Source organism: Acrocarpospora macrocephala, from assembly GCF_009687865.1.
Taxonomy (GTDB): Bacteria; Actinomycetota; Actinomycetes; order Streptosporangiales; family Streptosporangiaceae; genus Acrocarpospora; species Acrocarpospora macrocephala.
On record NZ_BLAE01000016.1, the window covers coordinates 35,205 to 50,835 of the forward strand.

9 protein-coding genes are annotated in these 15,631 nt (G+C 64.3%); 4 read left to right on the plus strand and 5 right to left on the minus strand.

Annotation, left to right across the window (positions count from 1 at the left end):
* Positions 1–8 precede the first annotated feature (8 nt).
* Positions 9–440 (minus strand): Het-E N-terminal domain-containing protein, encoded by a 432-nt coding sequence (locus Amac_RS15525; protein WP_155355091.1) that lies wholly within the window; start codon positions 438–440, stop codon positions 9–11.
* Positions 441–1,229: 789 nt separating this feature from the next.
* On the opposite strand from Amac_RS15525, the gene Amac_RS15530 reads away from it, so the two are divergent.
* Together Amac_RS15530 and Amac_RS15535 are read left to right on the plus strand one after the other, a co-directional pair.
* Positions 1,230–3,815 carry an NACHT domain-containing protein gene (locus tag Amac_RS15530; RefSeq protein ID WP_155355092.1) on the plus strand — a complete coding sequence of 862 codons (2,586 nt, stop codon included), beginning with the start codon at positions 1,230–1,232 and terminating at the stop codon, positions 3,813–3,815.
* Between the two features lie 156 nt (positions 3,816–3,971).
* Positions 3,972–4,640, plus strand: coding sequence for an integrase core domain-containing protein (locus tag Amac_RS15535; RefSeq protein ID WP_218041102.1), 669 nt, complete (start codon positions 3,972–3,974; stop codon positions 4,638–4,640).
* A 71-nt stretch (positions 4,641–4,711) separates the two neighbouring features.
* Here the strand turns inward: Amac_RS15535 and ltrA are convergent, their stop codons facing one another.
* From ltrA to Amac_RS53650, 4 genes are all read right to left on the minus strand, one after another.
* Positions 4,712–5,971: a group II intron reverse transcriptase/maturase gene (gene ltrA / locus Amac_RS15540; protein WP_218041103.1), complete on the minus strand. Its 1,260-nt coding sequence runs from the start codon at positions 5,969–5,971 to the stop codon at positions 4,712–4,714.
* 641 nt (positions 5,972–6,612) lie between these two features.
* Positions 6,613–8,424 (minus strand): hypothetical protein, encoded by a 1,812-nt coding sequence (locus tag Amac_RS15545; RefSeq protein ID WP_155355093.1) that lies wholly within the window; start codon positions 8,422–8,424, stop codon positions 6,613–6,615.
* A 30-nt stretch (positions 8,425–8,454) separates the two neighbouring features.
* Positions 8,455–9,252: a PDDEXK family nuclease gene (locus Amac_RS15550; protein WP_218041104.1), complete on the minus strand. Its 798-nt coding sequence runs from the start codon at positions 9,250–9,252 to the stop codon at positions 8,455–8,457.
* Positions 9,253–10,354: 1,102 nt separating this feature from the next.
* Complete coding sequence (locus tag Amac_RS53650) at positions 10,355–10,501, minus strand: hypothetical protein (protein ID WP_170322498.1); 147 nt, start codon at positions 10,499–10,501, stop codon at positions 10,355–10,357.
* 84 nt (positions 10,502–10,585) lie between these two features.
* Between Amac_RS53650 and Amac_RS15555 the strand changes: the two genes are divergently transcribed.
* Together Amac_RS15555 and Amac_RS15560 are read left to right on the plus strand one after the other, a co-directional pair.
* Positions 10,586–12,829: an MBL fold metallo-hydrolase gene (locus Amac_RS15555; protein ID WP_170322499.1), complete on the plus strand. Its 2,244-nt coding sequence runs from the start codon at positions 10,586–10,588 to the stop codon at positions 12,827–12,829.
* A 1,205-nt stretch (positions 12,830–14,034) separates the two neighbouring features.
* Entirely contained in the window at positions 14,035–15,552 is a 1,518-nt protein-coding gene (locus Amac_RS15560; RefSeq protein WP_170322500.1) for a DISARM anti-phage system protein DrmE domain-containing protein, read from the plus strand.
* Positions 15,553–15,631: the final 79 nt, after the last annotated feature.

Consider the following 15,631-nt stretch of genomic DNA (forward strand, 5'->3'; position numbering starts at 1 on the left):
CAGCGACCTCAGTGTTTTGGGTCCAGCCCGCCCGCCTGAACGTCGGTGATGGTGATCCCACCCACGGTCTCGACGTCGCGGGCACGGACGCCACCATCGATCCGGCGGATCTCCAGGAACTCGGCCTTCACCCGGGCGAGGTCGACACCGGCGGTGGACGCCGCCTTCGGAGCCTCGTGCTCGATCTCTTCGAGCAGTGCTTCGGCGAGCCGCACCAGTTCCGTATCGGCCCCCGCGCCGACGAGTAGCTCAGACAGAGCAGCCTGCCGCGTGGCGGATCGCGGCTCCGCCTCCAGGGCCTCAATGTCGGCCTCGGCCTCGGGGTGCCTGGCTCTGACGGCGGCCTTGAGCTTGCCGTAGAGGTCTGCAATGGCAAGTGTGGCAACGCTGGTGACACCTGCCTCGGCGCCCGCCACCAGCACGGCCGTGATCGGATCCATCTTCACGTCCTCTCACCCGGTGTTGGCCCTCAGCGTAGCCGTTGTCGATTTCGCCGATCAGCCAGCTCCGGCCGATGATCTAGCTAGTGGTCGCGCCCGTTAATTCGTCGGGGGTGGCGGGTCGAGCCAGGCCGTAGTGTCGCCCAGGTAGAGGCCGCAGGCGCAGTCGAGGGCTTCCTGCTCCGGGTAGCCGCTGGGCAGGACGGACTTCTCGTAGTCGTCGTGGCTGGCACGGACGCTGCGTCACGTCCCGGCCGTCTGGGTGCGCAGGCCGCCGCGTGACGGCGTCGTTCAGGTGACGGTGCCAGCGCATGATCGTGTCCGGGCGGACCAGCAGAGTGAGCTGCCGGAGCCTGGCTGCCGACAGATGATGGAGCAGGCCAGCGAGACGGACCCGCTCAGCCGGGATGAAGACGGGCTTGCCCACCTGCCTACGCAGCACCATCACTTGATGCCGGAGCACCAGGATTTCAATTTCTAGTGTCGCGGTCACTCCTGGGTAGCAGCCGCATAAAGGAGAAGGTGTTCGTCACGGCGAGGTAGGCCAAGCGCACCCAACATGGCAGACGACCATCATGCCGTTTTGACACATCCCCAGCGGCTTCCCTGGCCGGAGCATGCAACGCCCGATCATGCCTGCGACCTGCACGGATGAATTATCGGCACTCACAATGCCAGCAGGGCGCATGACGCGGTGAAGACTACTCAGAGTGCCGACTAATTCGCTCTGAGTCGATTCCGATGGCTATGCTGCCTTGCTGAGACGTCCCGAAGGCTGGGGTGAGGCAGGTGCGGCGCGCTAACCGCGTCAGGTGGATCGTGATCGCGGCCAACGTGCTGACGGTGCTCGTCGCGGTGACGACGAACGTCGCCACCAGCGTCCTGCCCGAGTCGTGGCGGCCCTACCTCTGGCTTGCCTGGCCGGTGCTGATCGTCCTAGTGCTGGCTGGGATCCGGCTCGTGGTGGTCGAGTATTGGGCCAGCGATGGCCACGGAGAGGCCGCCCCGTCGGAGCCGCCCCCGTCCAGCAGGGCGGACATGATCGCGCACGTACGGGAGATCTGGGTCGACGGCGTTCTGGCCAACAATCTCTACCGGCGAACCGTCATCGAGCTCGGCCTGGAGAAGCGGCCTGACATGTTACGCCGCCCCTGGGACGTGCTCCTGGAGACGCCGAGTGAGGCACCGCGCCGCCTGGAGGTGACGACCACGGTCCGCGATGTCGCCGAGCGGCATCGGGGCCTGCTCATCCTCGGCGCCCCTGGAGCCGGCAAGACGACCATGCTGCTCGGTCTGCTGGAGGAACTGCTGGCCCGGGCCGACGCCGACCTGGGCCGGCCCATTCCAGTGGTCTTCCCGCTCGCCGGCTGGGCGGCCAGCGGCAAACCTCTGACCGAATGGCTCGTCGACGAACTGTCCGGCCTCTACGGCGTCCCCCGCGAGGTCGCTGCCCACTGGGTGCGCCGCGACCAGATCCTCCCGCTGCTGGACGGACTGGACGAGGTCGCGCTAGACCGCCGCCTCGCATGCGCTAAAGCGATCGACGCCTTCCACGCCGAGAACCGCCTGCGGCCGCTCATCGTCACCAGCCGCCTCACCGACTACGACGCCCTAGGCCTGCGCCTGTCACTAGGCGCAGCGCTCACGGTCCAGCCGCTGACCCGGGTGCAACTCGAGGACTACCTCGACTGGTTCGGCGAGCCCCTGGCCGGACTACGGGCAGCGCTCGACCGCGATCCCACGCTGCCCGAGCTGCTCCAGACGCCATTCCTACTCAGCGTGGCCGTCCGGACGTACGAAGGGCTACCCGCGGCCGACGTCGGCACCGGGGAATCCCTGGCCGACCGGCGGTCCCGGCTGCTGACCGGGTTCGTGGACCGAGCCCTGACGCGCAAACCCGGGCAGGCCCGAGTCGCGCCCGCGGACGCGGTCCGCTGGCTCGCGTTCGTCGCGCGCGCCCTCGGCCGACGACTGGAGACGATGTTCTTCCCCGAGTTCGTCAGCGTCCTGTGGCTGCCGCCCAGGTCTCGGCGACTGGTGACGGTGGTGACCGGAGTCCTCTCAGGCGCGCTCATCGGCGCGATGGCCGGCATGATCGTCGCACTGATCTTCGGCGCTTGGGCCGGGGCGGTCGTCGGGGTGGCGGGTGGGGTCATCTGGTCGGCGAAGCTGGGCACGACCAACCATCCATCGCCGCCCTCCTACTGGGGAGGTCTGCAGATACGCGTCCGAGGGGCGGTCTTGGCCATAGACATCTGGGACATTATCACGGTCGGTGTCCTGGGCGCGGTCGCCGGCCTCGTGACCGGAACGGTGGTTAGCCTCATCAGCGGTGGGCCGGTGCTCGCTGGCCTGACGACGGGAGCCACCGGCGGCGCGCTCCTCGCGCTGCCCCTGGCCATCGAGGAAATGAATCTCAGAGAACATTGGCCTAGCCTCAAGGAGGTCGGAGTCGGCGCGGACCTGCGAAGCTGTGTCCAGCTCGCGTGCGCGGTCGCCGTCCTGTTTGGCGGACCGCCGACCGCCGTCCTCACGGTCGTGTTCGGTGGCCCCGGCCTCCTGGCGGGCGCGCTCGTGACCGCGACGACGGGCTGCCTGTGCGGGGGCCGCGCCCTCCTGAACTACTCGCTGACACGCGTGGTGCTGGCACGCGCAGGTGTCGCGCCCACCAGATATGTGCCCTTCTTTGAGATCGCCGTCGCCCGCATGCTGCTGAACAAGGTCGGCGACGGCTGGATGTTCACGCACCGGCTGCTACTGGAGTACTTCGCCGGGCTTGACCTGCCCGGCCTGAAGGAGAGCTACCGCAGGAAAAGTCTGCCGAGCATCGACCTGCGACCAGAGAACCTGCTCGCTGACACGCTGGCCGACGTGCGGAAAAACAGGCTGAACTACAACGAGTGGATAGACAGACTTGACTACAACGTGTGGATAGGCAGATTGGACTACGCCTTCTCCCGGCTCGCCTACACCAGGTCCGAGATGTCCACCGACGTCTGGGCCCCACAGACCATGAAGATCGTGTTCGAGATGGAGGCGAAGCTTCCCCCGGCCCGGCAGATGGCATCCGGTCTCTCTTACAGACTGTCTGAGGTCTCTACGGTGATAAACGCGTACGACCTGCTGGTGGCCTCCCATCACGCCCCGCTGTCCGCCGCCGCCGCGCTCCGGATCGGCGAGATCGTGACCACCTACCTGTCGGAGGCACCTGCCGCCCTGCGGTTCGCGCCGGGCAACAGCTGGCTCCTCAAGGCGAGAAATGCCCTCCGGACCGTTACGACCGCCACCTGCACGGCCGACGCGGCGAAGGCCTCCGCTCTGCTGGCACGGCTGGAAGGGCATGACCCTGACGTGGATCGGGCCACCGCCCTCTGACCACACTCGGTTTCGATCGCGCCCCAGATCATGGCGAAGCGACGGTCATCTCAATGGAAGGCCGGATCCACCGCAGGACAGTACCCGGCGGGCTGATCAACGAGTACTACAGAGCCGCATAGCTGCACAGGAGAGAACCCCAGCTCAAGCCCCCGAATGACGGGTTTTGAAGCGGTACACCTCAAAGAGCACGGAATCCCTGCCTCTCCCGAGCGTGCGCACACTGCGTGGGCCGACTTCCTGCGCAACCAGGCCGACGCATTACTAGCGTGCGATTTCTTCGAGGCCCGCACCCTGACCGGCGCTCGACTGTACGTCGTGGCAGTCATCGAGCACGCCACCCGCCGCATCCGCATCCTCGGCGCCACCGCCCACCCCACCGGAGCATGGGTCACCCAACTCGCCCGCAACCTCGTCATGGATCTCGAGGATTCTGGAAGCATGGCCGGATTCCTCATCCACGACCGGGACACCAAATTCACCGCCGCCTTCGACGCCGTGCTCGCCGACGCCGGACTGCAGATCATCAAGACCGGAATTCGGATCCCGCGCATGAACTCGATCATGGAACGGTGGATCCAAACCTGCCGGCACGAACTACTGGACCGCACCCTCATCTGGAACAGGCGCCACCTACTCCGCGCGCTGCGCGAGTTCGAGACGTTCTACAACGGCCACCGACCCCACCGAACGCTCCACCAGGCAGCACCGCTCCGCCCACTCCCCCAGCCAAGCGCCATCCGAGCCGGGATCGCCCCCCTCAACATTCGTCGGCATGATCGACTCGGCGACATCCTCAGGGAGTATCAACATGCGGCTTGGTGAGTAGCCGGGGGCATCTCAGCCCCCGGCTCTCGCAGAACCGGGCTTAAGCCTCTCGACTTACCCGGCTCCCATCATCCAGTCGTTTGTGGTCCCGGTCGGCAGAGCTGCCAGTGGACGAAACCCCCGGGGTAGAGCGCTGCAGCCCTGCCCAGTGCGTCTCGCGCTCGCATCCATCGGCCGCGGTACCGCTTGTACTTCAGCACGATCCACCGGACCAGGTAATCATTGATCCGGTTGAGGCTGGAAGCCAGAACGGACGGATAGAACCGGCCGTAATAGTTGATCCACCCTCGTACGACGGCGTTGATCTCGTGTGCCAGATCCTTCAGGCTTGCCCCACTGCGCCGGTGCAGCCGCCAGGAACGGATGTGCGCGCGGACGCGTTTGGCGGCCTCGTCGCTGATGGCCGGGTTGAAGCTGAAGAAGTACACTCCGTGCTTCGTCCGGACCATCCGCACGCGAAACCCGTACCCGAGGAAGGTGAAGGAGGTGTGTTCATAGGAGCCACGCCTCCTGCCGTCCTTGCAGTACACGATGCGGGTCTTGTCGGGATGCAGCTGCAGCCCCCCGCACGCCTCCAATCGCTGCGCGATCGCGTGCCATACCTGATGCGCTTCGGCTTCGCTCCGGCAGTGGACTACCACGTCATCGCAGTACCGTTCGAAAGCGATGGCCGGATGCTCCCGGGCCATCCAGGCATCGAACGCGTAGTGCATGAACAGGTTGGCGAGCAACGGTGAGATCGCCGAACCCTGTGGGCTGCCGCGATCCCGGCTAACCAGGGTGCCATCCTGCCGTTGGAGCGGGGCCTTCAACCATCGCTCCACATACAGCAGGATCCACTTCTGGCCGGTGTGGCGGGCTACCGCTTTGAGAACCAGGTCGTGATCGAGATTATCGAAGAACCCTTTGATGTCCAGATCGATAACCCAGTCGGTCCGCCAGCAGCGTTCCCGGCACGCTCCCACCGCATCCAGCGCGCTCTTACGGGGCCGATACCCATAGGAATCGGGATGGAAAATCGTCTCCACCTCCGGCTCCAAGGCCATGGCCGCCACCGTCTGCGCGATCCGGTCCGCGACGGTCGGCACACCCAGAACCCGGACTCCTTTGCCGCCCGGTTTGCCGATCTCCACCATCCGCACCGGCGGCGGGAAGTAACAGCCCGACGACATCCGATTCCACAGCTTGTACAGGTTTCCCTTCAGGTCCTGCTCGAACTGCTCGATCGACTGCCCGTCGACACCCGCCACACCTTTGTTCGCCTTCACCCTCCGATACGCCTCGTAAACCATGTGCTTGGAAATCTCAAACGACTTCGGTCCGCTCACCCGGCTCCTCCCGGCAGCGCCGGTTGACCACCGAACAGACCCAGATGACCCGTCCCCTTGGCTCCACCCGCGTTACCGGGCTTCATCGCTACTACGAGACGGTCCGCCCCCGTGCCCCGCGACGGTACTCCGCCTCTTACGGCGTGGACCGCTTGAGGATCTCCCTCTCGCCGCCACCCTGACGGGCCGGCGACAGTATCGGGGCGACAGGTTCCCACGTTCCGTGCAAGAGCCCAGGCCAGACTCGCGCCGCCTACATGCCGGACGCCGTCTGGGCAGTCGGCAGGCTCCCCCCAGACTTGTCCCGGAGCCCAGGTCCTGCCCCGGTTTCGACGCCACTGAAATCCGTTACGACACTTCATCAGCGGTTCGCTCTCGCTCGCCTTCCTGACCCACACCTGACGCGATCACGCCGCGCCTTTTCCCGCAGCGCTCACCACGAACGGCATTTAACCGACGCAGCCTGCGGTGGTTTGGGACCTCCCCCTGCAGGGCGATCCCGGAGGACCTACCTCCATCTCCTGCACAGCACCGCTTCCAGAAGCTTCTAGGTCAACGCCTCCTTCAGCGTTCGTGGCACACGACCTGGACGGATGAATAATCGGCACCGGCACACCGAGCGGCCCGCCGGCAAGCCAGGTTCAGGCTGTGGGAGCTGGACGAGAGCGAACCGGCCCTCGGTCAGCTGGCGGAGTCGGTTCGTCAGGCGCGAACGCCTGCTGGCCCGTGTCGCTCAGATGCGGCTCCGCGCGAAGCTGCCCCCCACCGAGGTCCGTCAGGTTGGCCGAAAGGAGCGTGTTCTGGATAGCGCCGAGCGTGAGCGCCTCCTCACCGACTACCACGGTCAGGGGTTCGATTGTCGCAAGTTGGTAGTGACCGTTGGTATCAATCGCGGCATTGCCGTCGGTCTCGAACTCGAACGGCTTCCAGGTGCCGACGATTGTCTGTCCGTCGAGAAGCTTCGCCGCCGTGAGCACCTCGTGGGCGAGCTGTCCGGTCACCGTCGTCAGATCGGGAACCACGATCGCCGTTGGTGTGTGGGGCTGGAGGGCGGCGAGGGCGGCGATATATCTGGCGACGAACGGTGGGAGCGGCGCCTCAGCTTCGGGGATGTTCTGGAGGTCATGAAACGGCCCGTGCTTGCCGGCGATCTGAAGCCGGTTGGGTTGCGAGAGGCTCGCCGCAAACTCGATAGCCGCCGCGACCTCTGCCGCCTCGCGGCCGGTCGGATCGCCGAACGAGAACCCGATCTTGCCGGATCGGTCGTCCATGTCGAGCTGTCCCTCGATCGACACGAGGCCAGAGGCATCGCGCCCTTGGACATACAGCCCCGTGCCGTCGAGGCCGGTAGTGGTTGTCACCGAGAACCGGAGTTCGGCTGCCACCGCTCCGTCTGGAGCGACGATCCGGTATCGAGTCGCGCCCTTCTTGCCGCCGTCAGCGGGCGAGATCCTCGCGGTCGCGCTGTCGAACGATCCGCCGAGACCACCCGGCAGATCCGAGTCGATGCCAACCACGGCCGTCAACGGCTTGCCGTATTTGCGCCAGTCGTCGAATGCCTGCTGCTCGGCGCTAGCGGGCTCGAACTGAAATCTCACCTTGATCGGGATTGGTCGCTCGTTCACCGCTTCTGCGAACCTCGCGTAGATGCGGAACGTGATGCACATCCCATCGGGAGCAACTTCCTGGGCCGCTGCGATCAGGCCCGGCTCCGGGGGCAGCTGCGGGGGCACCGGATAGACACTAACCCCGTATCGGAAATGAGGATCACCGTCCAGAACGCGACCCAACCGGCCGAGGTGCTCACGTAGTTCCCCCGGTTCCACGATCGATGAACCGGCTACGACGGCGCCAGCATCGGGGAGCGTTACGTCGCGCTGGAGAATTTTCGCGACCTCGGTCACCGCGCTCTTGATTCGCTCGCTTCCGCCGTGCAGGTAGTAGTCCGCCACGAACCAGAACTTGCTCGCCAGAGCCTCGCAGTAGGTCAATCCCTTCCACTCGATGATCCGCGCAGGTACTTCATGCCATGCCTTGATCGTGGCTTTTTCCTCGGCGGTTAGCGCCAGCTTCGCGTCGGAAGACATCCGGGCGATGACAGCGTCGGGCATCTCCGCGAACCAGTCGAGCGCGTTCTCGACCGTCGGGTCCAGGGGCATGACCAAGTACCAGTCCGCCAGCGGAACGCCTCGCCGGATCAGTCCCACGAGGACGCGCTGGAACGAGTCCTGGATCTGGCGCTTCTGGGAGTCATCAAGGTTCACGGCGAACTTCTTGATCTGGTACACATCCGCGAGCGACGCATCAGCCGGATGCGGAACGAGGACGTCGATCCCAAAGTCGCCCTGCGACGGTCGAATGCGGGTGGCACGAGGATGCTCGTTGAACAGGAGGATCGACACGACGGTCTCGACCTCTTGGCCGCTCAGCGCCGCCCATTCGATGCGTGCCACCCGGAAACCTTCCTCGTCGTGCCTGAACAGCTACGGCCTGCCTGCGCCGACGCTGGCCCCACCCTCGGCGTGCTCGGCGTATTCCAGAAACCGCCGGTGATCGTCTGCCGCGAGCGGCAGAATGAACGGCGCGGAGGGAAAGCCGAGCAGCAACTCCGCGTCGCTACGCCGCCGCAATACGGCGGCGAACTCGGCAACCGCGGAGCCGGCCGCCTGCTTGAACCTCTCCTCCGCGACCGATACCGGCGACAACAAGCGCAGCGGCGACGTCTCCAGCGCCCGCCGCAACTCGGTGCGCATCCAGGTCACCGGAAAGGGAGTCGAGCTGGGCAGGTGCTTTTGCGCCCTGTCCAGGCTCGACGCCGTGGCTCCGATGTACCCGAGCAGCCAGGCGAACGACGCGCCGGACAGATCCACCAGGGAGATCTGGTGGGCGAGCGCGTACCTCTGCGCGTCCGCGGTGAAGCCGCTCGTGGAGAACAAAGCGTAGGAGTACTTGTATCGCTGACGCGGTCCCGTCCCCAGGCCCGTCATGAAGTTCTCGTTCACGTCATGCACCACACCGTGGGCGTTCCGTACGATCTCCAGCCCGCAGCGATCCTGGTAGTACTTGGCCTCCAGGAACAGCCGCACCGGCATGGAGAACGCCGGAGTGAGCGCGAACTCACTGAGCACGTCGACCTGGTGGAGGGCGCCCCGCCCGCGGACCCGGAGGGTGTCCCCCTGGGTGACCAACTCGACGGGATCCTGGTCTTGGTGGACAAGCAGCCGGTACCCACTGAAGCGGAGCAGCCAGGCCAGCGACTCCTCCAACAAATAACCCCTCAACACGGAGTCCTTGACCACTGCAGCCCTTTCCTGTGCGCCGGTCACACACGGTCAAGCGTAAGGCTTCGCATCGGGCTCATTTCAGATGCGGGATGATCAGGCATATGACGTCTGACGCGCCTCGAACGCACGGCCACGCGCCATGTCCGAGCATGGCTGGATGACCTTGAGATCGGAGCGTCGGGGCACCCACAGCCGCATGCCGTGGCGCCCACTGCCTGCGATTATGTGACGGCAAGCAACCACTGGTCGCACGGTTCGGAGGGATACCCCTCCACGGAAACAAAGACGGCGGTCCTCACCGACCGCGTCATTCGTCCGGTGTCCTACTCCAGAAAGGAGCTGACCGTGTTCGGCTCCCCAGGGGCAGGACCAACGCGGTGTAGACAGCTTGAACGCGCCCCGCACAGGTTGGCGATCCAGGTCGTCGGCTTGGAGGGCCGCCGGCGAGGGGACCTTCGTTTACAACTGAGTCGCCGTATCCACGCACACCATCTTTGGGCGAGGCCACCACCGGAAGATTCTTTAAGCTCATTGGCAGGCCAGCAGTATCTCCCGCCGTCGAACCACTTATTGCCCTCTCAACAGCTCCAAGTGCTGCTCCTTTACCGCCGCCAGCATCTTGTTGGGAGCCCAACGAGACATGTGAATGTCCCCTCCCTCGAGCATTCGTAACCACCGATAGAACTCAAGCGGTAACGTCTCCCTAGACTGGCTTCGCACTGCGTAAGGACTCCGCCATGTTTAGGTTACGACGCTCGCCAGTCGACCTCCGCCGTTCGGTTGAGGGCACACTGCAACCGGTTCGCTACTGCGCCGCATCGCTTCTGCGGCACGTTTGCCGAGGTAAGGCCGCGCTAGTAGTCATCGAAGGCTTCAGGCGCAGCCGCCGACTTTCAGGGTCTGGCCATGCACCGTCTTGTCGAGCGTGGGTATGAGAGAGCAGCGTGGCTCGGGCGGACCGGCGCATCGGAGATCCATCCGGCGGTCAGGCAGAGATCCGCTGAATCGGGTATTACTGGCTGCGGCCGAAACACTTAACGAATGGCGGAGTATACATCCGGCGCGCCGACCCGGTCGCACAGTTTCCTGGCTCGTGCCATCATGGCCGTCCGGGCTGCTCCTCGCGAAGTATGGTCAACAGCTGGCCGCGAGACTCGTGGCCGATCGAGTGTTGCGCGAACACGTTCGGGCGCGCGTGGGCCTTGCCAGCCTTACGCAGGATGACGAGGCAGTCCTCGATGAACATGCCCGAATGGCTGCGAGCTCGGAATCGGGACATTCGGAGATCGGCAGTTCAGAGTCCGGTGAGTCGGCGCGTGCAGCAATCGGTGTGTCACGACCGCTGATCGCTCGCGCGTTGCTAGATCCAAATGACGCCACAGCAGCAACGGCCGCCAAACTTTTCGATCGACTGCCCGTCGGTTCCGTCAGCGTGCTGCCCCAACCTAGCCTTGAAGCCACCGATGCTGGTGCTGTCACGGGCGCATGGTGCGAACCCGGAGCCGCAGCCACGGACGACCTCGGAGAGGCGCCTAGGCAGAGTAAAGACCCTGATTCTCGGGAACTGCGACGGTTGATCGGGGCATCTAACGCGGAACTGGCTCGTGCTCAGGCGGAACTATCCAGGGCGCAAGCCGAGATAGAGGCGCTGAGGGCGACCTCGGTTCGTCTCAAGCAAGAACGAGATCAGGCGCGCGCAGGTCTTCCATCTCGTCAGCAACGTCAACGGCTTGAAAATGCGACGCAGCTTGCTGCCGATTTACGGAAAGCACGTAAGCAGTCGAAGGATCTGCGTGAAGATCACGCCGCACTGGAGCGAGCCCATGCGGCTCAGGTTCGGGAGCTGCAGGCTGCTCTAGCCGATGCACAGTCCGAGCGGGACAGGGCAACTGACGCACGTCATCGCCTTGAGAGTCGGCTCGGCGATCTGCCGGGACGAGCACACTATCTGCAGAACCTGCTCAGGGGCCGAATCTCTCGGCTTGAGACCGACTTGCAAGATCTTCCGCGCAATCAAGCTCGGAGTCGCCTCGAACGGGAGATCGCCCAGTTGCGTGAGTTGTCTCAGCACATTGACAAAGTGCTACCAGGCGCTGCTGTTAATGTAGACGACGACTCCCAAGCCGTGTCTGATGCTACGACTGCCACGCCAAGCACAGCTGACGGTGTTACTGGCGTTCAGCCCACCGACGGGTCGGCTTATCGGCCTGTGGCATACGCTAGTGTAGATCGCGGTCTGCGGGTTGAGGTACTCGGCGGCGGCGATGAGATCGGCGGGTCGTCGGTCCTTGTCGAGGCCGGTGGCACCCGCATACTCATTGATGCTGGCGTACGACCGAACGCAGATAGCCCTCGCCTCGCCGCACCCCAGCACATAGCTCGAGTACACGAAGGTCGCCTCGACGCGATCGTGGTGACGCACGGGCATAATGACCATGCCGGATTCGTGCCGAAGGTAATCGCGGACCAACCCCGGGCCGTGACGATCTGCACGCCTGCAACTGCTGCCCTGATGCCCGAGATGTGGGCCGACGCCAAACGAGTCATGGAGCAGCAAGCAAACGACATGGCCGAATACGGCTGGCTGGCACCGCTATACGGCGAACCGGAGATAGAGGATGCCGAGAAGAGCTTGCGCCCTCTGAACTACGGACGCGCTCACAACATCGGAGGTCTGACGATCCAGCTTTTCGACGCTGGGCACATCCTTGGAGCAGCCGGTGTCGTCGTCAAAGCGGGAGATCAACGGGCCGTCATCACGGGAGACATATACAACCTTCCTCAACTTTCGGTCGGCGCGGCTCAGCTGCCGCCGAAGTTAGCCCGTGAAGCAGACCTTCTCGTGATCGAGTCAACGTACTGCCATAGTCGTCACCGTGATCGCTCTGGCCAGATTCAGGACTTTGTTCGTGCGATCGAGGAGGTTATTGACGGTGGCGGCCGGATTCTAGTTCCAGCATTTGGCCTTGGCCGGGCTCAGGAAGTGGCGTTGATGATGCGACAGCACCTGCCCGATGTTCCGGTGCTTGTCGACGGCCTGGCAAGGTCGATCAGCGACATCTACGAACGAGAAGCTCACTTGGACATCTTCGGTGGAAACGTTCAACGCGTTGATAACCGTCAACGTTCGAGGCTCATGCACACGTTCCATACCGGTGTTGTGATCACCACGTCGGGCATGCTGAGCGGAGGATTCGCAGTACCGTGGGCACAAGCGATCCTGCCTGATCCCCACTCGGCGCTGTTTGTATGTGGCTATCAAGACGAGGAATCCGCTGGCCGCGCACTCCAACGTCTTGCCGATCGAGACGATCCCGCGGCACCCGCGACATTGTTGCTTCATACGAAAGCTGGGCCCACGACGGTCCCGGTCGCGGCCCGTGTCGAGACCTACAGTCTCAGCGCCCATGCCGATCGAGACGGCCTAACCGAGATAATTGACGAGCTTGCTCCCGCGCACACTATGCTTGTGCACGGACTTGGCCGTGAACAGAAGAAATTCCGCGAAACCCTGGCGCGAGCACACGGCCGGCAGACCGTGCGCAATGATTTACCGTGGAGCGGTCAAGCGTGACCGAACAGGCGGTTGGCGCAATCTCTCCGGGCTCTGAGAGCGGTCCGCCGAGACCAAGCAACAGGGAGCCCGAGAGCCCCGAACGGACACCCCGGCGATGGACACCACCGGTAGAAACGGCGCTTGGGCGCGCCCGGCGCTCTGCTCGCTTTATGTCTTTGATCCAAGCATGGGAATCTGCCGCCCCCGGGCGACCGGCTCTGACCGTTGCCGAACGCGACCTACTCACCGTCATCCAGCTGAGTGTGCGCCGTAGCATGAACTTGTTGATTCGTCTGCCTGGCGGAATACATCGAGTTCCGCTGCTGGCGGCCGTCATGATCGCCGCGGACACTCTCCATATATCGCAAGCGGAACTGAGCGATCTTTCGGGCACTCAAGCACCGCCTGGACCGGTGGCTCTAGTGACCACGCGGCTTGTACGACGCGCCGAGCTTGATCAACTTGATGCGTCCTCGCTGCCTGTTGCGCCTGCGTTACACCCTCACCGCCTCCGTGGCGATGGCATGGCGTCGCCTGTGCGAGGTGGCAGACCACGGCTTGTGACAGGTGCTGCACGACTACTTTTTGTCTCGCCCGCAACCGGCTTCCCGCCCGTCGTTGGCGTTCTCCCGCGCGTCGTGGTCATCGACGCCGCGTCCGAGCCCGACTGCGAGTGGTTGTCTCTCGCTAGAAGCTGGGCTGCTACACAAGGCAGCCTGATAATCACCGTTGTCGACCTACACGAAGAGTCGATCGGAAACATCACCCTTGTGAGTGATGAGCGAGACACTCAGGCAATAGGACCCGATCCTACGCCAGCCGTAGACAGCGAGAATACATGGATCGTCGACTGGCCGTATCTACAAGCGGCAGGTGCTGGCGTCGCCAGTAAGCCCTCAGAACTGTCCAACGGAGAGAACAATCAAACGACGGCTGTCGTCCGCGGCCGAGCTCATCTACTCACGGTCGAGGACGCCGGCGTCGCGGCTTTGGCCGACATCCGGGAACGACTGGGGCGCCTTCGCTATGCACGTGGGGGACCAGCGCCGTGGCCAGTTTGCCGGGCGGCTCGTCTCGCACGTCTGCTGACGGAGTTGCCAACCCGAACGGTTGACTACGATCGCGTCGCGCCACGATACGGGGGCCGGACGCTGCGGCGGCTTCTCGACGATGTGCTCGACGCTGACGGGCGTAACGACTTCCCGGCTTCGTGGCGCGCTCGCGTGGCAGCCGACTGGGGCGCTGTTCGCGCAAGCTTGAGCGCTGCGTACGACGTTTTGACCGACCATAACCCTGTAACGGAAGTCGTGGCTGACTTGGTGGAAGACGCCTCCCGACGCGGTCAGCGGCTCGACGTTGTGTGCGGATCTCGGACCGCTCGGGACGCGCTGATCGGGCGGCTCGTCAGTAGTGGCTCGCTGCCCATTGAGGACACGCCATTAGTAACCATTCGGAGCATCAACACGGTCGAGTCGGCTGGAACGCATCAGTCGACGCTGCTCATCGGTACTCCCGCCGTGCGCTGGCGGCGTCGGATTGCGGCGACAGACTTTGGCGACCTTACCGTCCTTGGACGGCGTGGTGACGATGTGCGGCTTTACCAAGCGCTCCGCAGCGCCTATGGCACTCCAAGCCGTGGGGAAGCCCGAGACAAACGCTGTGCCACATTGGTCGCGCTCACCGGTGTCGCTGCCGACCAGGACGAGCTTGACGGCCGAGAGGTGGACGTCGCCGTCACGATGCAGGCAATCGTCAACGGTCGGATCACCCCAGTGCGTCTGCCGGATCAGAATGCGATTGCTGTCGCAGCGATCACCGAACCGCAAAACGATATCGATCTTGACCTCTCGGATCTTGACGCCGAAGCCGACGACATGTGCGAGGCTCCCGACCGCAGCCCTCTTTCGTACAAGCGACGCGTACTCGCAGTGCCTGTGGTAGTCCAGTCAACGGCCCGCGAAGAACGAATCCAACCCGCTACTGTCTTTCTCCTCGCGGTGTCTGCACGCGTCCAGCGCCTGCGAGACGACAGTGTTCGCCTCCAGGCCGTCGCCGAGGTCGCACCGGGGATGACGATCATCGGCGTATCAGATCCAGAGCGTCGAACACTCTTCGATCGCATCCGCCCGCTTATCGCTGAGCAGCGACCGCAGGTCGCTGGCTTATTACTGCAACTGTGGCGAGTCGCCCTTGACGATGCCCTCGCCGCCACAGGGTCAGTTATGGAACTCACTGGCCGCCTGAACGCTCTGGGAGCCGACATCACTTCATCTGCGGTAGCTCAATGGAGTGACACTAGGCGGATCGGACCGATTGATCCGCGGAATGTGGCACACATCGGCCGAATCGCTGGCAGCGCGGTAGTGGCCGGAGAGGCCGCTCGCATTGCGGCCGTGATGCGGGCGGTCCGAAGCCACCACTCCACAGTCGGCTCGGCACTTGTCAAGTTAGCCGGATGGCACGCAACCGGTGACACTGCTGCCCTAGACCGAGCTGGCGTGACGCTCGGCGACGAGATCGCTGATCTCGCGGCGGAACTGACCGCCTGGCGAGTAGTCGCAGTAGGAGAAGCCGTATTCGCACCCGCGTCTGCACTCCAGCGGCCCTGGAGTATCGACGAAGCGACCCGAATGTTCCAGCCGGCCGGAACTCCGGGCACCGCAGTGGACCTATTGGACGATGAAGCGGCCGTGACCTCGTTCGGTCGAGCCGATCTCGACGCCGACACCGGGAGACTGTGATGAGCGCGCCGCCGGCAAGCGCGCTCGGTCTCGTCGACTTTCACGACTTCATCCACTGGCGTCAGATTCCATAGCGGCG

Excerpts from the sequence above, each read along its gene's own strand:
- Amac_RS15525 (WP_155355091.1), bottom strand. The coding sequence starts at position 440 with ATGGATCCGATCACGGCCGTGCTGGTGGCGGGCGCCGAGGCAGGTGTC.
- Amac_RS15535 (WP_218041102.1), top strand. The coding sequence starts at position 3,972 with ATGACGGGTTTTGAAGCGGTACACCTCAAAGAGCACGGAATCCCTGCC.
- Amac_RS53650 (WP_170322498.1), bottom strand. The coding sequence starts at position 10,501 with ATGTTCATCGAGGACTGCCTCGTCATCCTGCGTAAGGCTGGCAAGGCC.